Annotated in this window: 22 protein-coding genes; 4 read left to right on the top strand and 18 right to left on the bottom strand. The window is 62.0% G+C overall.

What is annotated here, in order from left to right; translation table 11 throughout:
• Positions 1–8: 8 nt before the first annotated feature.
• The gene (locus E5W87_RS01460; RefSeq protein ID WP_023674714.1) at positions 9–242 is read left to right on the top strand and encodes a BolA/IbaG family iron-sulfur metabolism protein; all 234 of its coding nucleotides are present in this window, start codon (positions 9–11) and stop codon (positions 240–242) included.
• Positions 243–264: 22 nt separating this feature from the next.
• Here the strand turns inward: E5W87_RS01460 and E5W87_RS01455 are convergent, their stop codons facing one another.
• Complete coding sequence (locus E5W87_RS01455) at positions 265–1,059, bottom strand: phosphodiester glycosidase family protein (RefSeq protein WP_292393270.1); 795 nt, start codon at positions 1,057–1,059, stop codon at positions 265–267.
• 164 nt (positions 1,060–1,223) lie between these two features.
• On the opposite strand from E5W87_RS01455, the gene grxD reads away from it, so the two are divergent.
• Both grxD and E5W87_RS01445 read left to right on the top strand, forming a co-directional pair.
• Positions 1,224–1,559: a Grx4 family monothiol glutaredoxin gene (gene grxD / locus E5W87_RS01450; protein WP_029353656.1), complete on the top strand. Its 336-nt coding sequence runs from the start codon at positions 1,224–1,226 to the stop codon at positions 1,557–1,559.
• Between the two features lie 164 nt (positions 1,560–1,723).
• Positions 1,724–2,968, top strand: coding sequence for a multidrug effflux MFS transporter (locus tag E5W87_RS01445; RefSeq protein WP_292393268.1), 1,245 nt, complete (start codon positions 1,724–1,726; stop codon positions 2,966–2,968).
• A 20-nt stretch (positions 2,969–2,988) separates the two neighbouring features.
• Here E5W87_RS01445 and E5W87_RS01440 read toward each other — a convergent pair whose 3' ends face one another.
• The 8 genes from E5W87_RS01440 to E5W87_RS01405 all read right to left on the bottom strand — a co-directional run bounded on the left by E5W87_RS01440 (position 2,989) and on the right by E5W87_RS01405 (position 11,014).
• Positions 2,989–3,396, bottom strand: a complete 408-nt coding sequence (locus E5W87_RS01440; RefSeq protein ID WP_292393266.1) for a hypothetical protein — start codon at positions 3,394–3,396, stop codon at positions 2,989–2,991.
• A gap of 74 nt (positions 3,397–3,470) precedes the next feature.
• Complete coding sequence (locus E5W87_RS01435) at positions 3,471–4,217, bottom strand: SDR family NAD(P)-dependent oxidoreductase (protein WP_292393264.1); 747 nt, start codon at positions 4,215–4,217, stop codon at positions 3,471–3,473.
• A 12-nt stretch (positions 4,218–4,229) separates the two neighbouring features.
• Positions 4,230–5,423: a pyridoxamine--pyruvate transaminase gene (gene ppaT, locus E5W87_RS01430; RefSeq protein ID WP_292393262.1), complete on the bottom strand. Its 1,194-nt coding sequence runs from the start codon at positions 5,421–5,423 to the stop codon at positions 4,230–4,232.
• Between the two features lie 24 nt (positions 5,424–5,447).
• Entirely contained in the window at positions 5,448–6,254 is an 807-nt protein-coding gene (locus E5W87_RS01425) for a 4-pyridoxolactonase (protein ID WP_292393260.1), read from the bottom strand.
• Between the two features lie 48 nt (positions 6,255–6,302).
• The gene (locus E5W87_RS01420) at positions 6,303–7,238 is read right to left on the bottom strand and encodes an ABC transporter permease (protein WP_292393258.1); all 936 of its coding nucleotides are present in this window, start codon (positions 7,236–7,238) and stop codon (positions 6,303–6,305) included.
• 4 nt (positions 7,239–7,242) lie between these two features.
• On the bottom strand, positions 7,243–8,340 hold the full coding sequence (locus tag E5W87_RS01415; RefSeq protein WP_292393256.1) for an ABC transporter permease: 1,098 nt from the start codon (positions 8,338–8,340) through the stop codon (positions 7,243–7,245).
• Positions 8,337–9,905 (bottom strand): ABC transporter ATP-binding protein, encoded by a 1,569-nt coding sequence (locus E5W87_RS01410; RefSeq protein WP_292393254.1) that lies wholly within the window; start codon positions 9,903–9,905, stop codon positions 8,337–8,339. The genes E5W87_RS01415 and E5W87_RS01410 overlap by 4 nt, the downstream gene beginning before the upstream one ends.
• Positions 9,906–9,985: 80 nt before the next feature.
• Positions 9,986–11,014 carry a BMP family protein gene (locus E5W87_RS01405; protein ID WP_292393251.1) on the bottom strand — a complete coding sequence of 343 codons (1,029 nt, stop codon included), beginning with the start codon at positions 11,012–11,014 and terminating at the stop codon, positions 9,986–9,988.
• A gap of 103 nt (positions 11,015–11,117) precedes the next feature.
• Between E5W87_RS01405 and E5W87_RS01400 the strand changes: the two genes are divergently transcribed.
• On the top strand, positions 11,118–11,537 hold the full coding sequence (locus E5W87_RS01400) for a hypothetical protein (protein ID WP_292393249.1): 420 nt from the start codon (positions 11,118–11,120) through the stop codon (positions 11,535–11,537).
• 39 nt (positions 11,538–11,576) lie between these two features.
• Here the strand turns inward: E5W87_RS01400 and E5W87_RS01395 are convergent, their stop codons facing one another.
• The 9 genes from E5W87_RS01395 to E5W87_RS01355 form a co-directional block, all read right to left on the bottom strand.
• Positions 11,577–12,587: an ABC transporter substrate-binding protein gene (locus E5W87_RS01395; protein WP_292393248.1), complete on the bottom strand. Its 1,011-nt coding sequence runs from the start codon at positions 12,585–12,587 to the stop codon at positions 11,577–11,579.
• 37 nt (positions 12,588–12,624) lie between these two features.
• Positions 12,625–13,434, bottom strand: coding sequence for an ABC transporter permease (locus tag E5W87_RS01390; protein ID WP_292393246.1), 810 nt, complete (start codon positions 13,432–13,434; stop codon positions 12,625–12,627).
• Positions 13,431–14,273, bottom strand: a complete 843-nt coding sequence (locus E5W87_RS01385; protein WP_292393244.1) for an ABC transporter ATP-binding protein — start codon at positions 14,271–14,273, stop codon at positions 13,431–13,433. Before E5W87_RS01385 ends, E5W87_RS01390 begins: the two co-directional genes overlap by 4 nt.
• A gap of 127 nt (positions 14,274–14,400) precedes the next feature.
• On the bottom strand, positions 14,401–15,330 hold the full coding sequence (gene fhmpcd1, locus E5W87_RS01380) for a 5-formyl-3-hydroxy-2-methylpyridine 4-carboxylate 5-dehydrogenase (protein ID WP_367118786.1): 930 nt from the start codon (positions 15,328–15,330) through the stop codon (positions 14,401–14,403).
• Positions 15,330–15,950 carry a glutathione S-transferase family protein gene (locus E5W87_RS01375; RefSeq protein ID WP_292393240.1) on the bottom strand — a complete coding sequence of 207 codons (621 nt, stop codon included), beginning with the start codon at positions 15,948–15,950 and terminating at the stop codon, positions 15,330–15,332. Before E5W87_RS01375 ends, fhmpcd1 begins: the two co-directional genes overlap by 1 nt.
• Positions 15,951–15,975: 25 nt before the next feature.
• On the bottom strand, positions 15,976–16,383 hold the full coding sequence (locus E5W87_RS01370) for a RidA family protein (RefSeq protein WP_292393238.1): 408 nt from the start codon (positions 16,381–16,383) through the stop codon (positions 15,976–15,978).
• A gap of 9 nt (positions 16,384–16,392) precedes the next feature.
• The gene (locus E5W87_RS01365; protein ID WP_292393236.1) at positions 16,393–17,526 is read right to left on the bottom strand and encodes a hypothetical protein; all 1,134 of its coding nucleotides are present in this window, start codon (positions 17,524–17,526) and stop codon (positions 16,393–16,395) included.
• 73 nt (positions 17,527–17,599) lie between these two features.
• Positions 17,600–18,745 (bottom strand): cupin domain-containing protein, encoded by a 1,146-nt coding sequence (locus E5W87_RS01360; protein ID WP_292393234.1) that lies wholly within the window; start codon positions 18,743–18,745, stop codon positions 17,600–17,602.
• A gap of 295 nt (positions 18,746–19,040) precedes the next feature.
• The gene (locus tag E5W87_RS01355; RefSeq protein ID WP_292393231.1) at positions 19,041–20,669 is read right to left on the bottom strand and encodes a choline dehydrogenase; all 1,629 of its coding nucleotides are present in this window, start codon (positions 20,667–20,669) and stop codon (positions 19,041–19,043) included.
• Between the last annotated feature and the right edge of the window lie 206 nt (positions 20,670–20,875).

The raw sequence follows: 20,875 nt of genomic DNA, 5'->3' as shown, positions 1-20,875 counted from the left end.
ATCCTCGCATGGCAATGGACGCGCACGACATCGAACGGCTGATCAAGGAAGGCATTCCGGACGCCAAGGTGACGATCCGCGACCTGGCTGGCGACGGCGACCATTATGCGGCCGAGGTGGTGGCCGAAAGCTTTCGCGGAAAAAGCCGCGTCCAGCAGCATCAGATGGTCTACGACGCGCTGAAGGGCAATATGGGCGGCGTGCTGCACGCGCTCGCCCTGCAGACCAGCGTGCCGGACTGAGTTTCCGCGTCCAACCCCTTCGTCACCTTTTCGCTGAGACGGCAATGATCGGCCCTGCCGGATAGTTTCCGCCGACGATCATCCTCTCGCCATTCGACAGCGCCGAGACTACGCCGTCGAAGAAAAGCGCGTTGGGGCAATGCAGCTCATCACGAAACAGGCGTGCAAAGCTGCCGAGACTGACTTGCGAGCGTGAGATCGCCAGCACCACCGTGTTTTCGTCACGCACGCCGACGCCGTTGCGGATGTAACGCGACGTGCCGTTCGCCTCGAAGCGGGGATGGAGCCGGCTGTCGATCACCAGCATCGGGCCGGACTGCGTGGCGAATGCCACATCCGGCTTTGCGGCGGCATAGGCGTTCGTTTCCATGATCGCCGCCTTGCCGTCGTTGCGGACCAGAAAAACGCCGTTCGGCTTCAGGAAGAAATTGCCCTCGCCGTCGGCGAGGTTGAGCGGCGCCACCTCGTGACCATTTTCGACGAGAAGGCCGACCGGCGCCATATCCTCATGATACATGCCGGCGTTCATGGCGAGCAGCACGGGCCGGCGCTTGCCCGACATCGCCTTGTCGAACTTTTCCAGCGAGCCGAAGGCTTTGCCGTCGTCGCCGGCGTGGAAGACAGCGACGTCGTAGCTGCGAAGATCGATCTCGCAGACGATGTAGGGAACCGCCTCGAAGCTAAAATCCCGGCATGGTCCGGGCAGCTCGCCGCCGACGGTGACAGACGGGTGCTCCGACGGCCAAAACCACCAGATCAAGGCCGTTGCGACAAGCAGAACACCAATCAGGATCGCCGCGCTATGTCGCCTTTTCATCGCTTCCCGGGGAAATAACTGGCCGATGCTCTTGGCCCAATATCAGGCCATCCTTTGCGCCATTTGCGTGACGAGGCGGCAAACGTCTTGTTTCAGGCAACCTATGGGTTTATTTGAAAGGGTATGTTTCGAGCCCGACTCCCGCGGGTATGAAAGGATTCTCTATGAGCGGTATCAACGACTACATCGACAGCGAAGTGAAGGGCAACGACGTCGTCCTTTTCATGAAGGGCACGCCCGGTTTCCCGCAATGCGGATTTTCCGGTCAAGTCGTGCAGATCCTCGACTACATCGGGGCCGACTACAAGGGCGTGGACGTGCTGACTTCGGCCGAGCTGCGGCAAGGTATCAAGGAATACTCCAACTGGCCGACGATCCCTCAGCTCTACGTCAAGGGTGAGTTCGTTGGTGGCTGCGACATTATCCGCGAGATGTTCCAGGCGGGCGAACTTCAGACGTTCCTCGTCGAAAAGGGCGTCAGCGTCAAAGGCGCCGCCTGAATTTGTTTGCGCATGATCCTTTCCGAAAATCGATCCCGGTTTTCGGGGTCATGCGCTAAACGCCGGGCCAGCCCCCACCTCGGCAACCTCCCCGGTATCGGGGCATAAGACGAATGAATGCGCCGGCGCGCCGGCGCTTTTTCGTTTGAAGATCGGACTTTGCCGTGGATCAGCATGCACAAGCGCCGCAACGGGCAAGCACCTTGCCTATTCCGCGCTGGGAATTCATCGCACTGTGCGCGGCGCTTATGGCGCTCAACTCGCTGGCCATCGATATCATGCTGCCGGCGCTTCAGCAAATCGGCGCCTCGCTGGGCGTGGAAAATGAAAACCACCGCCAGTATGTGATTGCCGCCTACATCCTGGGCTTTGGCGGCGGACAGCTCTTCTTCGGACCGATCTCTGACCGCTTCGGGCGCCGTGCTCCGCTCGTCGTCGGGCTGGTGATCTATGTTGCGGCAGCGGCTGCGGCGGCAATCGCCCCATCGTTCGCTATTCTTCTTCTGTGCAGGCTGGTGCAGGGCATCGGTGCGGCCGCCACGCGCGTCATCGCCGTCTCGATCGTGCGCGACGCGTTCGACGGCCGGCGCATGGCTGAGGTGATGTCGCTGATCTTCATGGTGTTCATGGCCATTCCGGTGGTGGCGCCAGGCATCGGCCAGTTCATCATGCTGTTTGCCTCCTGGCACTGGATCTTCATCACCATGGCGGCAGGCGCGCTGATCGTCTCGGCCTGGTCGCTGCTGCGGCTGCCGGAAACACTGCATCCCGAATATCGCCGGCCGCTGACGACATCGTCCGTCCTTGGCGGTTTCCGCATCGTGCTGACAAATCGCATCGCGCTCTGCTACGCCTTTGCCAGCACCTTCCTCTTCGCGGCCATGTTCGGCTTCATCGCCTCGGCACAGCAGATCTACGTCGATGTGTTCAAAGTCGGCGAGCTGTTTCCCGTCATCTTTGCCGGGGTCGCGGCGGTGCTTGCCTTCTCCAACTATCTGAATTCGCGTCTTGTCGGCCGCATCGGCATGCGCCGCCTCTCGCAGAGCGCGCTGCTCCTGTTTCTGGCCATCAGCCTCGCCTGGCTGATCGTTTCCATCCAAATGAAGATGCCGCTCTGGCTTTTCATCACCTTCTTTGCCTGCGCGATGTTCCCGTTCGGCGCCCTCGGCGCGAATTTCAACGCGCTCGCCATGGAGCCGCTTGGCCAACTGGCCGGCACGGCATCGTCCATTCTGGGGTTTATGCAGACCTTCCTCGGCGGCCTGCTCGGCACGCTGATCGGCCAAGCCTTCAACGGCACGGTGACGCCCTTGGCCGCCGGATTCTGCAGCGTGTCGCTTGGCGCATTGGTGATGGTGCTGATCGCCGAACGCGGCAAATTCTTCCAGCCGCAAAACCCGCCGGTTTAATGCACATTGCCGGACGCGCTTTAGGATGCACGCCCACTCGCTGCTGTGAAGCGAGGGAACAGCGTACGCCCTGCAATCGCACCACCCATGCTGTCCGAAACGGGCAGTGGCAGAGCCTTGTCGAGAGCATCGAGGACGGAAGCCACGAAGGCCCGGTTGAGGGCGCCATCATTCCCGAGACGGGAGTAAGTGGCGCGAGGCTTGCCGATAAGTGTGCCGTTTCGGCGAATTGAGAACTGCAGCGTCAGGGTCATGCCCGCGGTTCCGGGCGGCGGCTCCCAACAGGCGAAGATCGCGGAGAACATCTCGTTTATGGTGTCGATGGGAGCGGGACTGCGACATGCGCGTTCCTGCGATCTTGCCTCGTTCGGGCCGGCAACCAAGGCGAAGACAACGGCCAGTGCGCCAATTGCGGGCCGAGCTTTCATATCGGGTCTCCGGTTTCGCGCGAACAAATATAATTAACGAGCTTCGCATGAATCCCTTCAGACGCGACGCGCTTTTAGTGGCGCACCATCCCGGCGTCGACATTCAACGTCTGGCCGGTGATCCAGCGCGCGTCATCCGAGGCCAAGAACGACACCACATCGGCAATATGTTCCGGTTGCCCTTTGCCTTTCATCGCCTGCAGCATCTCGACGAAGCCGAACGCCTCGTTATGCGGGCTCGCTTTGACGCCGTCGCTCTCGATCAGGCCGGGCGTCACCGCGTTGGCGGTGATGTTGTATTTGCCGAGTTCTGTGGCCATCGCCCTGGTGAAGCCTATGACGCCACCCTTGGCCGCGACATAGGCCGCCATGTTCGGCGTCCCGGCAAAGAAAGTGTTGGAGGCGATGCTTATCACCCGGCCGGCCTTGCCCGCTGCACGCATCTGGTCCGTTCCTGCGCGGCTGACGATGAAGGTGCCGGTCAGATTGACGTCGATGATCTTGCGCCAATGGTCGAGATCGACATCGTCCCAGGCAATGAAAGGCACGATGCTGGCATTGTTGACCAGAATATCGATGCCCCCGGTCAGCACCTGGATCTCGGCGAAGAGTGCCTTGACGGATGCAGGGTCGGAGATGTCGGCGGCGATCGCCTTCGCTTTTCCGCCGATCGACGCGGCCGCCGTTTCGGCGCCTTCCGCGTTGATGTCGCTGACGATGACCGTCGCGCCATCGGCGGCCAAGCGCGCGGCGATCGCCTTTCCGATGCCTTGTGCGGCCCCGGTAACCAGGGCCGTCTTTCCCGCCAGCCGTTCAGTCATGACAACGCTCCCTCAATTTGTGAACTGGTGATTTTCGGCGTCGATAACGGCCAGCGCCGCGTCGATGCCTTTGCCGACCGCGAGTTTCTGGCCCAAGGAATTCATCGCGCCGCCAAGTGCCGTCAGCGCCGCGACCGCATAGATCGGCTGGGCGGTCGGGCCCATATGGCCGATGCGTGTCAGCTTCCCTAATGTTTCAGCACGGCCAGACGAAAACACCACGCCGTAGCGGGCGCGCGCGGCCTGGCGAACCGCCTTCTCATCGATGCCTTCAGGCGTCCGGACGGCGGTCGTGGTCGGCGACGCGATATTGTCGCTGGCGGCCCAGATCGACAGGCCCATGGCCGCGACACCTGCCCGCATGGCCTTGGCGGTGAGCGCGTGGCGCGCCCACACCGCCTCCGCTCCCTCATTGAGATAGAGGTCGAGCGCGACGTCGAGCCCGTTCATCTCCGCGACGGACGGCGTGAATGGAAACGGCTTGTCCTTCGACCACGCATGCTCCCAGTCGACGATGCTGAGCATCGACGCGCGCGGCGCCAGCGGGTTTGCCTTCATCTTGGCCCACGCCCGCTCGCTGACACCCATCATCGTGAGGCCGGGAGGCGCGCCCAGGCATTTGTTCGGGCCGGTGACGTAGATATCGGCCTTGCAGTCCTCCGGATGCGTTTTCATGCCGCCGAAGGACGAAACGGCATCGACGATCAGATAGGCGCCATGCGCCGAAACCAGCGCGCCGATTACGTCGATCGGGTTGATGGTGCCCGACGGCGTGTCATGGTGGCAGACGGAAACGATGGTGATTTCCGGATGCGCTTTCAGCATTGCCGCAACCGCCTGCGGATCGATCGCCTCGTTGTAGGGCACCTCGATTTCGAGCAGATGCGGCGAATAGCGCTTCGCCCAATAGCCAAATCCCTTGCCGTAGACACCGGAGGCAAGGTTGAGCACGACGTCGCCCGGCGTGATCAGGGAGGCTGCGGCCGCCTCCAGGCCAAGCACCGGCTCGCCATGAAGAATGACCGGCTTGTTCGACAGCCGCATCGCTTTCTGCGACTTGTCGACCACCCTCTCGTAAAAGAGCTGGAACGCCGGGTCGTAATCGTAGAGTACCGTGCGGCCGAGGCCGCGCAGTACGTCGGGATAGGCGTTCACCGGCCCTGCGGTCAGCGTGATGACCGGTTCGGCGTGTTCGAAATAGCGCATGGTCTTGTCTCCGGTCGGTGGCGATCAGCCGTAGAATTGCGTGCCGGTCTTGTAAGTTTTGAAGTTTTCCATGTCGTGCGAGTACATCAGCTCGGCGCCATAGTCTTCGGCCAGCTTCTTCACCTTGCGCATCGAGTTGACGCCCGCCACCGGGTCGATGTGGAAGGCCGCCTGGCAAAGCGTTTCAAGGCTCTTCTGCGTGTAGGCCGCATCGATAGTGAACATGATCGGCTTGCGCTTGGGAAACTCGACCAGCAGGCTGTAATGGCCGATCGAATGACCCGGCGTCGAGATCAGCTTGACGCCCCTGGCAAGCTCGACATCGCCCTCTACGCCCTCAAAGGTCGAGTTGGCCCGCGTCGTCCCTTCCAGCAATTGCGCGGTCGCGCCACGCGCTTCGGCAGCCTCGGCCGAGAAGCTCAGATCGGAATAGCCGAGATGCTCGAAAGGCTGGGGATTGCAGGCCTGCGGCACCTCGGTCCGGTGGCAGATCTTCCTGGCATGCGGAAAATACTTGTTGCCGCCGCAATGGTCGAAGTGGAAATGCGAGTTGACGACAACGTCGATGTCCTTCGGCTCGAGGCCGAGCAGCGCCAGGGCGCCGGGAATGGTCTGGTGCTTTTCCTGGATCGGCTTTTCGAAAGGCAGCACCTTCATGACGTGATCGTAGTCGTAGCCGGTGTCGATGAGAAACCGGCCCTCGGCATGCTCGACCAAGATCGAATAGACGGGAAAGCGCACCTCGCCGCCGGGGCCGCGATTCCAGAACACGTGATAGCCGTCGAGCACGAGCGAGCCGCCGTCGAGTAGGTAGACCTTGGTATCCGACATTTTTGTCTCCTCTTTTGGCGCGGGTCCCGTCCGCGCATTAACCTGTGATCAGCGCGCCCCGCGCTCGTATGGAATGCCGAGCGCTGCCGGCAGACTGGCTCGCCGGCCGAACAGCACCAGCATGACCATCACCGCCAGGAACGGCAGCATCTGGATGACGTCGGTCGGTATGTTGATGCCGGCTACCTGCATGGCCGTCGTCAGCGACAGGCAGACGCCGAACAGCAACGCGCCGAACAGCACCCAGACCGGGCGACCACGCGCCAGCATGGCCAGCACGATGCCGAGAAAGCCTGCGCCATTGGTGATGAAGGGAATGAACAGGCCGGCGCCGACATTGGCAAGAAAGGCACCGCCGAGCCCGGCCAGCGCTCCAGTCGTCAGCACGGCAATGGTACGAGTTCTGACGACGTCGATGCCAGCAACGTCAAGGGCTGCCGGCTTGTCGCCCGCGGCCTGCAGGTTGAGGCCAAGCTGCGTACGCCGGTAGATGTAGCCCATGGCGAAAACCAGCGCGACCGCCAGATAGACGATGAGATGCTGCCTGAACAGCGCTGGCCCGATGACCGGAATGGCCGACAGCAACGGAATGACGGTCACATCCACCGCCGGCAGGCGGGGGTAGCTGCGCGAAAACTGGAAATGGTGGAGCAGTGCCGTCAGGCCTTCAAGTCCCAAGGTCAGCGCAATGCCGATGACGATCTGGTTCAGCCCGATGCGCACGCAAAGCAGCGCCATGACCAGGGCCACGGCGATACCGCCGCCCGCGCCGGTGAGAAAGCCCAGCCACAGCGATCCGGAATAGAAGGCGCCGACGAAGCCGAGATAGGCGCCGGCCAGCATCATGCCCTCGATGCCGATATTGAGCACCCCGGCCTTCTCGGACATCTGTTCGCCGAGGCCGGCCAGCAGCAGCGGAATCGCCGCGGTGACCGCGCCAAACAAAAGCGCGCTGAGAAAGACTTCGCTGAACAGCCCGGTCATGGCTTCAGGCCTTTCGCGACTGGTTATAGCGGTGATCGATATATTCGGCGAGCGCGAGCACGATCAGCACGATGGAGACGAGCACCAGCGTGAAATGGTTAGGCACGCCGAGGCGGCGGGCAGCACTCTCGCCGCCGATCGACAGCACCGAAAGCAGGAACACGAAACCGATGGCGGCAAAGCCGTTCATGCGGGCGAGGAACACGACGGGGATGACAGCCAGCCCGTAAGCGGGGTTCCAGTCGGCGCGGACGTTACCCTGGACGCCGAGGATATCGACAGCCCCCGCAAGGCCGGCCAGCCCGGCCGAAATGGCGAAGACGGCAATGGTGAGCTTCGGCACGCCGAGCCCCGCATGGATGGCTGCGCGTGGGTTAGCCCCGACGATCCTCAACTTCAGGCCGAAGGCCGTGCGTGTCATCACCAGATGTACGGTGATGATCGCCACCAGTCCCAGAAGCAATCCGCTGGTGATGGTCGTGTCGAACAGGCGCGGCAGCCGGTCCTCGACCGGTAAGGTGCGGGTCTGCGGCACGGTTGTGCCCGGATCGCGAAACATCAGCTTGACCAGCACATTGGCAAGCGAGGTGCCAAGAAACGTCATCATCAGCGTGGTGATGATCTCGTTGACGCCTTGATAGGCCCGCAACAGCGCCGGCACCAGTGACCAGATCATCGCGACCACCATGGCAATGACGAATGAGCAGATTAGCGCCAGCCAGGCCGGCATGACCTCCACGAGAACCGGAGCGCTGGCCGCCGCCGTTACCGCGCCGAGCAGGAACTGGCCATCGCCGCCGAGATTCCACATGCCGGCGCGAAAGGCCACGATCAGGCCGGCGGCAAGAAACAGCAGCGGCGCCATGCGCGTCAGCGTCTGCTGAATGCCGAGCGGCGATAAAAGCCCTCGCTTGAGCACAAAACCATAATAGGCGAGCGGATCGACACCAACGGCAAGCAGGATACAGCCGGCGATGATCAAGGCGGCCAGTATAGGGCCGAGCGTCATCAGCAGCCGATGCTGGATGTCGCGGCGCGTAGCCATCGCAGCCGTGGCATCGAGTGCGGTTGCGCTGGTGGCTGGGGCGATGTCGATGCTCATGCGGCAAGTCCGATCATCAAGCGACCGATCTTGGTGCGGGCGTCGTCGGCATTCTCAACGGTGCCGACGAGCGACCCGTTCGAGATGACGGCGATGCGGTCGCACATGCTGAGCAACTCCTCGAGATCGGTGGAGATGAGCAGCACGGCAAGGCCGCGAGCCGCCGTATCGCGGATTCGCTGGCGCGAAGCCAATGTGTTGGCGAGATCGAGCCCGTAGGTTGGCTTGTTGAAGATCACCACTTTTGCGCCTTCGGCGAGTTCGCGCGCCAGCAGCACCTTCTGGATGTTGCCGCCGGAGAGCCGGGCAACCGGCGTTTTCAGGCTTGGCGTGCGCACGTCGTATTCGCGGACCAGTTGAGCGGCGCGCTTGTCAATTTCGGCGCGCTGCTCGACGCCTTTGCGCCAGAAGGGCGCCGCGCCGACCTGCTTGAGGAAGAAATTGATCGAGACCGGGAAGGTGCCGACCGTCCCCTCACCGAGCCGGTCGTCGGTCAGGTAGCGAAGGCCTCTCTGGCGACGTTCGCCGACGCTCAGCGCCTCGATGGGCGCTCCCTGCAGCCGCACCGAACCGCCCACCGTCGCACGCTGGCCGGCCAACGCCTCCGCCAGTTGCTTCTGGCCATTGCCGTCGATACCGGCGATGCCCAGCAGCTCGCCTGGACGGATGTCGAACGAAATCGACGACAGGCCCGGCGCATCGTCTGTCGGTGCAACGCCGAGATCACGGACTTCAAGCAAGGGAGCCGCTTCGGCACGGATGGTACGAACGGCACGCTCGGCCGCTTCCGGGTCGTCCTTCTGCTTGCCGAACATCAGTTCGACGATCTCCCCAATGATCGCCTGCTCGCCCAGCGCGCGAAACCGCTCGGGAGGAATCTCGCCGACCTTGCGGCCGAGTTTCAGCACCGAGATGCGATCGCCGAAGGCCGCCGCCTCCTTGAGCTTGTGGGTGATGAAGACGATCGCCAATCCCTGCTCGACCAGGCGGCGCATCAGCGCGCCCAGCTCATCAATGCCCTTCGGCGTCAGCATCGAGGTCGACTCGTCGAGGATCAGAAGTCGGCTGTTGCGCACCATGGCGCGCAGGATCTCGACCTGCTGCTGCTCACCGAGCGAAAGTTCGGACACCTTGGCATGCAGCTTAACCGTGATGCCAAGCGTTCTGGTGATTTCAGCGACACGCGCTTCCAACTCCTCGGTCTTGGGGCGCTGCCACCACGGCCCGCCCAGCAACAGGTTTTCCGCGACAGTCAGCGTCGGCACCAGCATCATGTGCTGGAATACGGTTCCGATGCCGAGCGCCAGTGCATGGCGGGGCGAAGTGATCGTGGTCGGCTCGCCGCCGACCAATATGCGCCCCTCGTCCGGCTGCTGCAGGCCCGACAGCATGCCGATCAAAGTGGATTTTCCGGCGCCGTTTTCGCCGAGCAGCACATGCACTTCACCTGGACGGATCGCCAGATCGACGCTGTCGTTGGCGACGACGCCGGGGAACCGTTTGGTCACGCCTTCAAGCGCGACGATGTCGCGCTTGGCGACCGACAATGAGGAAGCACTGCTCATAAAAGCCAAGGCCTTGAAAATATGAAATCGGTCCGGAGGGGCGAACGGATCGCCCCTCCGGCAGCCTGCTGTTAATCGCCTTACTGGGCGACGCTGGTCATCAGCGCCCTGACGGCGGCTGCATCATAGACCGGATCGACCTTGGTCTTGCCGGAAATGACGTCTTCGCGCAGCGCCTGGATCTCAGCCCAAACATCGTCCGGGATTGCAGCGGTTTTCAGAAGCTTGACCGAATCGTCCTTGAGGCCGATCGAGTAGCTCTTGGTGCCGAACGTGTCGGCCTTCAGGTCGGCGATCATCGCCGCATAGACCGGCTCGATGTTCCAGACCACCGACGACAGCAGGAAGCCTTTGTCGATCGGCGTCTTGTCGCCGATGACATCGATGAAATAGACCTTGCCGCCATCGCCGGCCTTGGTCGTCTCGACCGCCTGCAGCATGCCGAAGCTCGAGCCGTTGCCCTGGCCGAAGATGATGTCGGCGCCCGATGCGATCACGCTTTCGGTGACGCGCTTGCCGCCGGCCGCATCGCTGTAGGCGGCGGGCCCGATCACAGCATAGGTAACCTTGACGTCCGGGCTCTCGGCCTTCACCCCCTGCGCGAACGCCGCCGACTGCGAGTTCCACGACGGAGGCTCGCCGGACACGACGATGCCGACCGACTTGGAGCGCGACATCTTGGCCGCTAGACGGCCTGCAAGATACGCGCCTTCGTGACCGCTCAGCGTGTAGTCGGCGACGAGGCCCTTCTCCAGACCGGTCGGCGTATCGACGATCGCCACCGGCACCTTGGTTTCCTTGGCGATTTCGGGAGCCGAGGTGTTGTAGCCGCTGGCGTGAGCGATCAGCAGGCTGGCGCCGTCAGCCGCCAGTTCGCGCAATGTCGGCCGCACGTCGCCATAGCCGAGCCCCTGCGCCACGACTATCTCGACACCGGCAGCTTTCGCCGCCGCCTTGGCAGCGTCGATACCTTGCTGGTTCCAGCCATAATCGGTGCCTTCTTCGGGCGTCAGGATGGCAATGGACTTGACCTCGGCGGCAAGTGCATTACCGAGGAAGAGGCCGCTCAATATAACAGCGCTTACGCTGTTCTTCAGAAACTTAGACATGTTACCCTCTCTGTTCGGTTGACCCAAGATATTCTTATTGTTATTGCGCAAAAGCGAGGTAGACTGCCTGACCAATTGTATCAGGAGTTCAAGCAAGGTGGTTGTGCGGTACGTCCTTCCAATAACGCTGGCGTTCACCTCGTTCGCCAACGCGGTTGAATTGCGGCACATTACTGTGCGAACCGGCACCGACGGGCTCGATCCCGTGCCGCTGACGATTTCGAATGCGGGGCGCGAGGCGCTTTCCTGCAACGCCGACTTCGCCCACTGGTATTCGGCCACAATCGCCACCGCGGCGCCCGGCAGGAGCGCTCGTGTCGAGCTGTGGTTCGATCCAAAAACCGGGACGTTTGCGATCCTCAACGACAAGCGCGAGAACCTGCCCGTCGAGCGGCTGTGGTGCGGCCTGGTCGGCCACGCCTACACCACGCGGGTGCAGATCGCGCTCGACCGGGCCAGCGCCGCAAAGGGGCAAGTGGCCGTGACATGCGGCAGCGCGGACGGCAGGTTGGCCTGCCGGTAGACGCTGACTGTTTGCCACTTCAGACATCGCCCTGAACCTTTACTCTGCCGCCAGGAACTTGTCGGTGAAGACGTCGTCTGCCGACAGCGCCGTTTTGAGCACGCCCTGATCCGTCAGCGTCTTCAAGGTCTCTTCCCACTGGGCCTTCGTCATCCAGCCGAGACCGTGTTCCTTCGTCGCTGGGCTGTTGAACGTCGAGGCGATGTCGGCCTTGAGCTGGGCCAGCAGCACGTCCTTCTTTTCGGCATAGCCAGGAACGGCCTTCGCGGTGATCTCGGCGGCTTCTTCCGGATGGGCCGCGACATAGTCGAAAGCTTCCCTGTAGGCCTTCACGAAACGGCGCACGACATCAGGCTTGTCCTTGATCATCGCTTCAGAGGTGAACAACCCCGAGCCATAGGCTTTCCAGCCGTGATCGGCGCCGAGCATGATGCTCAGCGACCCCGGGCCGCCGGCCTTGGCTTCAAGTTCGGGCACTTCAGCGTCGAGATAGCCGACCACTGTCTGCACACGCCCGAGCAGTAGGTAGCTTTCGTAAGGCGGCGAAACGCTGTTCAGCGTCATGTCCTTCTCGCTCATGCCGTTGGCAGCCAGGAAGCCCCTGAAGAAGATGTAGGTCGATCCTGCCGGGTGGATGCCGATGGTCAGGCCCTTGAGGTCGGACGGCTTGGTCAGCTCGAGCGTCTTGGCGAGCGAGATGATGCCCAGCGGCGACTGCTGGTTGACCGCCGCCAGCGCCACGACGGGAACATTCTGCGACCTTGCCACGGCAAGCGTGGGGAGATCGCCGAAGCCGAATTCAGCGTTGCCGTTGCCCACCAGCCGCATGGCGTCGGGCGAGCCGGAGCCCTTGCGGACCTCGCTCACATCGATGTCATTCTTGGCGAAAAAGCCCTTTTCCTTGCCGACAAAGAACATGGCGTGATTGCCGCGCACTACCCAGTCGAGCTGGACGTTGACCGTGTCCGCCGCCAGCGCCGCATTCGAGAAGCCAAGCGCGCCGACAAACGCCGCAAAGGTGGCTGCCTTGATAAGAGAGCGTCTCAGCATTGTTTGTTCCCCTTGTTTGTTGGTTGTTCGAAAGTTCCTAGGCCTGGCTGAATTTCGGTGCCCACGGCACCACGACACGTTCGAGAATTTCGGCTGCGTAGTAGAAGGCGATGCCGAGTACGGAAACGAGCAGCAGCGCCGCAAAGACCAGAGGCGTATCGAGCTGGGTCGACGCGAACTGGATGACGTAGCCGAGCCCGTCCGAGGCTCCGGCAAATTCGCCGACGATGGCGCCGATGACGCTCAGGGTTGCGGCGATCTTGGTTCCGGACATCAGGCTCGGAAGCGAGTGGGGAACGCGGATCCTGAACAGGATCTGGGTCGGGCTGGCACCGACCGAATTCATCAGCGACAGAAGCGACCGGTCGACCGACTGCATGCCCGCCAGCATCGACAGCGTCACCGGGAAGAACGCGATGACCAGGATCAGACCGATCTTGGGTGCAAGCCCGTAGCCGAACCAGAGGATGAAGATCGGCGCCAGCGCAACTTTCGGCACGTTCTGGAACAACACGACGAGCGGGTACAGTGCGCGCCCTAGCCAGTCGAAACGCACGATGACGAGAGCAAGCGCAATGCCGACTATGACCGAGACAAGGAAGCCAAACAGGATTTCACCCGCCGTGACCACCGCCGCCTGCACGAGAACGTCCCATTGCGCGACCAGCGATTTCGCAATCTCGGATGGGGCAGGAACGATAAAGGAGGAAATGGAGAATATCCGCACCGCGGCTTCCCACAACACGACCGTCACCAGCAGAAGGATGACCGCCGGAAGCCAGCTGCTGGTCGCCGCGGTCCAGCCCGAAGCAGGCGGGGAGATATCGATGACGGGTTGCTTGCTCAAGACGCGCCTCCCGGCTGATGGCTGGAGCGCAGCATGGTCCGAAGCTGAAGCACCAGCCTGACGAATTCGGGGACTTCGGTCACGGAAGTGTCGCGCGGATAAGGCAACGGAATGTCCAGGCTCTGGGTAATGCGTCCCGGGTTGATTCCCAGCACATGAACCTGGCGCGACAAGTGAATGGCTTCGTCGATGGAATGCGTCACGAGGACGATCGTCTTGCCGGTCCGCTGCCATATCTCCAGCAGCGACTGGCCCATCGAATCGCGGGTGATCGCGTCAAGCGCGCCAAACGGCTCGTCCATCAGCAAGACCGCCGGATCGAGCGCCAAAGCCCGGGCGATGGCGACCCGCTGCCGCATGCCGCCAGACAGTTCATTGGGGCGCTTGTGGGCGGCATCGCCAAGCCCCACCAGCTCCAGCATCTCTTGTCCACGCGCCCGCAGAGCCGAGCGCGACATCGACTTGTCGGCGATGCCCAACAGCATCGAGGCATTGTCGACGGCATTTTTCCACGGCAGCAGATTGGCGTCCTGGAAGACGAGACCGATCATCCGTTTGCGCGCTGCTTCGCCTGGCGAAAGGCCCGCGATCGAAACGCTGCCGCTGCTCGGACTTACCAGCCCGGCCAGCACTTTGAGCAATGTACTCTTGCCACAACCGGACGGACCGATGAGGGAGACGAAAGACCCTTTTGGAACCGAAAGGTCGATGTCCCTAAGGATCAGCTGCCGGTTTTGATCCGCGCCCATGACGACCGAAACGCCTTTGGCGGAGATGAGGTCGTCGTGCCGGATGTGGGTCGGTCTGCCACCGGCGGGTCGAATGGTTTCAACCTGCATGGCTTGTCGTCCCATGCACATTCGCTGCTTGAACATCCGCCTTCACGGCGATGTTCCCGGCCCCATGCGCACAAGTGGCCAACCGGCAGAACTCCCCAACCCGGCTGCGCGCAACTTGTGCCATCGCCTACTCCCGGCCTTCGAGGATGCGGCGCACCGCGACGAGCTTGCGCGCCCGTTCGCCTTGCAGCGTCTTTATCTGCTCGGGCGTGTAGGAGAACATGCCCTCGCCCGACTTGATGCCGAACTTCGATGCACCGGTCTTCTCCAGAACCATCGGCGCGACATCATCCCGATTGGAGAGATCGGCGTTCAGGAACGACGAGACGGATTTGTAGATATCGAGGCCGGCCATATCGAGCAGCGCCATTGGCCCGATGACGGCGATCTTGTAGCCGATGCCCCAGGAGACGCAGGTATCGAGATCCTCCGGCTCGATGACGCCGCGCTCAACCAGATCGACCGCTTCGCGCAGCAGCGCATAGAGCACGCGGTTTTCGACGAAGCCCGGGACGTCCTTCTTCACCACCACCGGCAGCAGCCCGATCGAGCGGATCAGCTCGCGGATCGTCGCCACGGTTTCAGGCGCGGTCTTCTCGCCGCCGATCACCTCGATCATTGGAATGATGTGCGGCGGGTTCGACCAATGCATGCCGACCATCCGCTCAGGATGCGAGATATGGGCCTGCAGCTTGGTGATCGGAATACCTGAGGTGTCCGAGGCGACGATCACCGAAGAACCGATCAGCGGGTCGATGGCGCGATAGGTTTCGGCCTTGATGTCGATATTCTCAGGCACATTCTCGATGACCAGCTCCGCACCATGGACGGCCTCGGCGATGGTGTGCACGAAGCGCACCGTGCCGGCGCCCGCTGTCGGCGCCTCGATGTCGAGACGGTCCAGCACTCCGCCGGCAAGATCGAGCATGCCGCGGGCGCGTTCAATTGCAGCTTCGGAAATGTCGTACGCCGTCACGTCGAGCCCGCCGCGCGAAAGCCGCGCGGCGATGCCCGGACCCATCGTTCCCAGTCCGATGAGGGCGGCGCGCTTGATCATCATGCGGCCTTTGCGGGAGCTGCAGCGGTCGCCGCCTTGAAGGCCGGACGAGCGGCGATCGCGGCGACCCAGCGCTCCAGATTCGGCAGCGACGGCCGGTCGATCTTGAAGTCGATGCAGCGCTTCAGGATCGGCGCGCAGGCGATGTCGGCAATGGTCAGCTTGCCCAGCGCCAGGAAATCCTTGCCGGCCAGATGCCCGTCAATGATCTTGAGTTGCGCCACAAGGTCCTTCACCTGTTCCTTGTATTCGGCGGTCTGCTCTTCGGGCGTCAGCTTCGCGCCCTTGAAAGCGGCCAGATAACCGGGATTGACCGCCGCCAGCAGAAAATCCATCCAGCGCTCGACCTCGGTCTTTTCGGCAGGGGTGGCGCCGTTCAACTGCTCGCCGCCGGATGCCGCGAGATAGCGCAGGATGGTGTTGGACTCCCAGATCACGGTGTCGCCGTCGACCAGCGTCGGAACCTTCGACGTCGGGTTGAGTGCCTTGTATTCGGCAGTCTGGGTGTTTTCGAACTGGCGGCCGTAGTCCTCGCGCTCATATGGCGCGCCGAGCTCTTCGAGCATGAAGAGCACCTTTTGAACGTTGCCCGATGTCTGGCGTCCCAAAAGCTTGTACATGTCGTCTCCTCGATTGTGTCGTGGCCTACTTGCCGGCCGGCAGCGGCTTGTAGACGATGGCGTCCATTTCGATCTTGGTGTTGATGACGGCCTTTGCCTCGACGGTCGTGCGTGCCAGCACCGCGTCGCCGATGCCTTCGAGGAACGCCTTGTTGTAGCGGCCGAAGTCGCGCGTATCCTCGAGATACGTCGTTATCCGCACGACATCGGAGAGCGTTGCGCCCTCATCGGCAATGACGCGCGCGATGGTCTTCAGCGTCGCTAGCGTCTCTTCCTCGATCGTGCCGCTGATCATGTTGTTGTTCTCGTCCTTCGGCACCTGGCCGGAGACGAAAATGAAATCACCGGCACGCACCGCCGGATGAAACGGCAGGTTCGGATTCTTCTTGCCGACGGCGTAGTGACTGGCGGATTTTCGCGTGCTGTCGCTCAACCTGTCCCCCTAGAGAACGCTGGTTTCGATGATGTCGACGCCACGGATGCGGTCGATCAGGTAGACGATGCCGCGGTCGTCGATGGTGACGTCGTTGGAAGATGAGCGCTCGGCGCCTTCAGGCGCATCAGGCATGAAATGGCCGACCTCCTTGGGTGCGAACGGGTCGGCGATGTCGACCAGCCGCAGCCCCTGCGCGAACCATGCAAACGGAATGATGGTGCCCTTGAACCGCTCGGAAGGCTGATGGCATCCGGTCATCGGCGGTTGTGGTTCGCCATCCGGGTCGAGGCCTGGCACCTGGAAGGTCGAGATCGGCAGCGGGTTCGTCTCGTCGGTGATGTCGTAGATCCAGGTGAAGGCCGGCGGCGAAGGTCGGAGCTTGGCGACATCCTCGTCCGCCACCACCATGATGTTACGGCCCTTTAGCGGCTGCGGGATCGGCAGGCACGTATGCGTGGGATGCGGAAAACTCGGGCTCGAATTGATATGCGAGACAAGCTTCGGCTTCGAAATGTCCGAAATGTCGAGGATGAACAGGCCGTGATGCCAGTAGCTGACATAGAGCCGGTCGCCCATGCGCAGCGGATGGTGGCAGCGCGGCGTGACGTAGTCATGCCACGGGTATTCTTCACCGCCGCCGGTCCACTGACCCGGTATCCACCAGCGCCCGACCTCGACCGGGTTCACCGGATCGATCAAGTCGAGGATCATCACGATATTGCCGACATAGCCGTCGGCGGTTGGCGAAATATAGGCGTAGCGGCCGTCATAGTCGTAGCGATGCACGCCATGACCACCGGTCATCCACTTCGATATGAGCTTCGGCTCTGCCGGTCGTGTCGTGTCGTAGACTGCCAAGCCACCGCCGAATTCGGCCGGGCCCGCATCGCCGAAGCGCTCGTGGTTGATGATCATCAGACCGTCCTGGGCGCGCACCTTGTGCGAGTGCCAACCCGGCGGAACGTCGATCGTCGCGATCTTCTTCGGATTGCGCGGATCGGAAATATCGACCAGCGTCGTGCCGCTCGGCGGACGCATGTGGCCGATATAGAGAATGTTGCCGTCGACCCAGACCTGACCACCGCCCGGACAGTCGACATGGCCGATTTGCTTTGTGTTGAACGCCGAAACCAAATGCATACGCCCTTGCTGCTGAAACGTCTTTTTCGGCGTCCGCGCCACAGTGGCGGCGCGGACAGTTTCCGCTGCAAAACTAGACGATGCGGAGCAGATCGCCGGCCTGGTTGCGGCCCCAGCGCTTGTAGAGGAGCAGCGCCTTCTGGGTCGGCGCATCGGTCGCGCCGAAGAAGATGACCGGCTCGGACGAGGAGCCGTTGACGTGCTCGACCCAGGAACCACCGGGTATGGCGATCGTGTCGAACTGGTTCCAGTCGTAGCGCTTGCCGTCGATGATCGAATGGCCATTGCCGCGGAACGGCGCCAACAGCAGGCTGGCGGTCTCGCGCTGCGGCAGCGTCTTCTCTCCGGGCCGCAACATCTGGACGTAGAAGTTGATCGTGTGGAAGACCGGGCCGCCGGTGGTGGGGTCGACATAGTCGATGACGATGCCTTCGTGCGGGTCGCCGTCCCAATCCTTGTGGGCATCGAGGATCGCTTCCATCTTCTCCCAGCGATAGACATACATCGGCGACGACAGGCCACCGCCGCGCTTGTGATCGACGAAGCGCGGCATCAGGCCGCCCTCGCCGTAGATGCGCTGCGAATAGTCGCTCGGGAAACGGGCGGTCTGCACCTTTTTCTCGACTTCCTTGCCGTCGACCATCTCGGTGTATTTGTGGTCGAAATGCACGGCGTGCAGTGTCTCGACCAGCGGCAGGTCGAGAACCGAAAGGTTGACTGCCTGTTCGCCGCCAACCGTGCCGTGATTGTGCCAGGCGTCGTTCGGTGTCAGCACCATGTCGCCAGGGCCGAAAACCACATCCTCGCCTTCAACGCCGGTAAAGTTGCCTTTGCCGGTCAGGCCAAAACGGATGGCGCTCGGCGAATGCTTGTGCGGCGGCATGATCTCGTCCGGATCGTTCAGGCGGTAGGCGGTGTACATGGTGCTGACCGATGCGCGCTTGGGCGCAAGACCCGGATTGACCAGGATCAGCGAGCGGCGCTCGCTATCGTCCATGGTCACCAGTTCGGCGGCGCGCTGCAGCAGCGGCTCGATATCGGCATAGGACCAGACGAAGGGGATCGCCTTCGACGTCGCCATGAGCTGCTTGATCTCGTCGTGATCGACGCCTTCCGATGTCGCCCAGAACGGAAACATGTTCTTTTCGTAGAGGGCGTCATAGAGACCCTTCAGCGCGGCCTTCTTGTTGGTGACGGTAAGGTCTGCTGGTTGCGCCATGGACATGTCTGACACCTCTCTTCGCGAAGAAAATGCGTTTAACCAACTCAACCGTATTCGGATTGGTTTTGCTCGACAATCCCAAAACTGAGAATTTTTGAAGTTTTTGGTTGAGAGCTCTTCTGAAAGGCAAATGCCACGAAAAGCGGCAGAAAAACTCAGAAATGTGCGAGAAAACGGATAATTCGGCAGATGCAGATCAAGCTACCGCGGCCGTAGCAATTGCTCGGCGACCCAACCAACTCGAATTTTTCTTTCAACCAAAGGATTTTGGTTGAATGCCGGGCGCTACCGGTCAGGCGGCCATGCTTTGTTCGGCACGGCTGCGGATCAGGTCCGAGGCCTTTTCAGCGATCATGATGACCGCCGCATTGATGTTGCCGCAGACGAGGTCCGGCATCACGGAAGCATCCACAGCGCGAAGACCGGCAACACCGCGCACCCGCAGTTCGGAATCGACCACCGACCCGGTGTCGACGCCCATGCGACAGGTACCGCCGGGATGGTGCACGGTGATCGAGGTCTTGCGAATATGCTCATCGATCTCGTCGTCACTCTGGCATTGCGGCCCCGGAAAGAATTCCGAGGCGATAAACGGCGTCATCGACGGTTGGGCAGCGAGGTTGCGCGCCACGCGGAAGCCGGCGCGAAGCGACTGCCAGTCACGCGGCGAAGACAGGAAATTCTGGTGGATCAGCGGCGCCGCCGACGGATCGCTCGATGCCAGCTTCACGCTCCCTCTGCTCTCCGGCTGGACGGCGACGATGCGGGTCGCAAAACCATCGGCGAACGGCGCCTTGAATGGCGACAGGTAAGGCCATGCGGCAAGCGGTGCAGCGGTGAAAAGCAGCTGGACGTCCGGCAATGGCCGGCTTGCATCGCTTTTCAGGAATGCCACGACCCCGCCTGGCACATCGCCAGAAAAGCCCTTACCGGTGAGATAGGTCTTGACAAAATCCAGCCCGATACGATCGGCCCGCATCATTTTAAGGAATGGTCCCGGCTGCTTGCGCCGATACATCAAGATCACCGAAACATGGTCCTGCAGGTTCTTGCCGACCTGCGGACGGTCGACTTTCGTCTCGATGCCGTGCGCGGCGAGCTCGTCGCTATCGCCGATCCCCGACAGCATCAGCAGCTGAGGCGTATTGATGACGCCGCCGGCAAGCAGGACCTCACGCCGCGCCAAAACCTGGTGGGTAGCGCCGCCTCTGGTATAGGCTATGCCGGTCGCGCGCCCATCCTTCAGCAGGATCCGCGTCGCCAGCGCGCCGGTCAGCACCTTGACATTGCTGCGGCGCATGGCGGGGCGCAGATAGGCGGACGCGGTCGAACACCGGCGGCCGTTTGCGATCGTCATCTGCAGGCGGCCAAAACCTTCCTGCATGGCGCCATTATAGTCGTCGGTCTGGGGATATCCCGCATCCCGGCTGGCCGCGGCGAAAGCATCGATCAGCTCGTCCTTGTAGCGGCAGAACTGGGTGTTCAGAGGACCGCTGCCGCCGCGATAGTCGCTCTCACCCTTTTCCCAGCGCTCCTGCTTCTTGAAATAGGGCAGCACCTTGTCGAACGACCAATCGGTGAGGCCGCTGGCTGCCCAGCGATCATAGTCGCCGCGATTGCCACGCACATAGGCCATGGCGTTGGTGGAGGAGGAGCCGCCGATGACCTTGCCGCGCGCGCATTCGACTTTACGCCCGCCGACATTGGCCTCCGGCTCGCAGAAATACATCCAGTCGTGACGGCGCTCGGTCAGGATCTTGCCCCAGCCGAGCGGGATGTGGATCATCGGATCGCGATCCCAATCCCCGGCTTCCAGGAGCAGCACGGAAACATCAGGATCTTCGCTCAGGCGGTTGGCAAGCACGCAACCGGCCGACCCGGCTCCGACAATGACATAGTCAAATGTTTCCCCAAACGGCATGCACAGTCCTCGGGAGAAGGACGGCCCCACCGAGATGTGAGCCGTCAAAGAAACAACTGCCGCACTCAACCATCGCGCAACTGGTGTTGTCAACCACCCGGCGCAGATGTAGATTGGTTGAGTTGGTTGAATGCCGTGTTCATCGATTCCACGTCACAATGTGATATCGGGACGTTGAGTCGGCGGCTGCCGATCAGACAGGAGAT

Origin of the sequence: Mesorhizobium sp., assembly GCF_004962925.1 — a bacterium.
Classification (GTDB): Bacteria; Pseudomonadota; Alphaproteobacteria; order Rhizobiales; family Rhizobiaceae; genus Mesorhizobium.
This window is presented reverse-complemented; position numbering and strand designations above follow the sequence as displayed.

Coding starts and splice junctions, on each gene's coding strand:
- E5W87_RS01355 (WP_292393231.1), bottom strand. CDS start 20,669: ATGCCGTTTGGGGAAACATTTGACTATGTCATTGTCGGAGCCGGGTCG.
- fhmpcd1 (WP_367118786.1), bottom strand. CDS start 15,330: ATGATCAAGCGCGCCGCCCTCATCGGACTGGGAACGATGGGTCCGGGC.
- E5W87_RS01395 (WP_292393248.1), bottom strand. CDS start 12,587: ATGCTGAGACGCTCTCTTATCAAGGCAGCCACCTTTGCGGCGTTTGTC.
- E5W87_RS01435 (WP_292393264.1), bottom strand. CDS start 4,217: ATGACTGAACGGCTGGCGGGAAAGACGGCCCTGGTTACCGGGGCCGCA.
- E5W87_RS01375 (WP_292393240.1), bottom strand. CDS start 15,950: ATGTACAAGCTTTTGGGACGCCAGACATCGGGCAACGTTCAAAAGGTG.
- E5W87_RS01385 (WP_292393244.1), bottom strand. CDS start 14,273: ATGCAGGTTGAAACCATTCGACCCGCCGGTGGCAGACCGACCCACATC.
- E5W87_RS01440 (WP_292393266.1), bottom strand. CDS start 3,396: ATGAAAGCTCGGCCCGCAATTGGCGCACTGGCCGTTGTCTTCGCCTTG.
- E5W87_RS01365 (WP_292393236.1), bottom strand. CDS start 17,526: ATGCATTTGGTTTCGGCGTTCAACACAAAGCAAATCGGCCATGTCGAC.
- E5W87_RS01415 (WP_292393256.1), bottom strand. CDS start 8,340: ATGAGCATCGACATCGCCCCAGCCACCAGCGCAACCGCACTCGATGCC.
- E5W87_RS01460 (WP_023674714.1), top strand. CDS start 9: ATGGCAATGGACGCGCACGACATCGAACGGCTGATCAAGGAAGGCATT.
- E5W87_RS01410 (WP_292393254.1), bottom strand. CDS start 9,905: ATGAGCAGTGCTTCCTCATTGTCGGTCGCCAAGCGCGACATCGTCGCG.
- E5W87_RS01455 (WP_292393270.1), bottom strand. CDS start 1,059: ATGAAAAGGCGACATAGCGCGGCGATCCTGATTGGTGTTCTGCTTGTC.
- E5W87_RS01420 (WP_292393258.1), bottom strand. CDS start 7,238: ATGACCGGGCTGTTCAGCGAAGTCTTTCTCAGCGCGCTTTTGTTTGGC.
- E5W87_RS01425 (WP_292393260.1), bottom strand. CDS start 6,254: ATGTCGGATACCAAGGTCTACCTACTCGACGGCGGCTCGCTCGTGCTC.
- ppaT (WP_292393262.1), bottom strand. CDS start 5,423: ATGCGCTATTTCGAACACGCCGAACCGGTCATCACGCTGACCGCAGGG.
- E5W87_RS01360 (WP_292393234.1), bottom strand. CDS start 18,745: ATGGCGCAACCAGCAGACCTTACCGTCACCAACAAGAAGGCCGCGCTG.
- E5W87_RS01405 (WP_292393251.1), bottom strand. CDS start 11,014: ATGTCTAAGTTTCTGAAGAACAGCGTAAGCGCTGTTATATTGAGCGGC.
- grxD (WP_029353656.1), top strand. CDS start 1,224: ATGAGCGGTATCAACGACTACATCGACAGCGAAGTGAAGGGCAACGAC.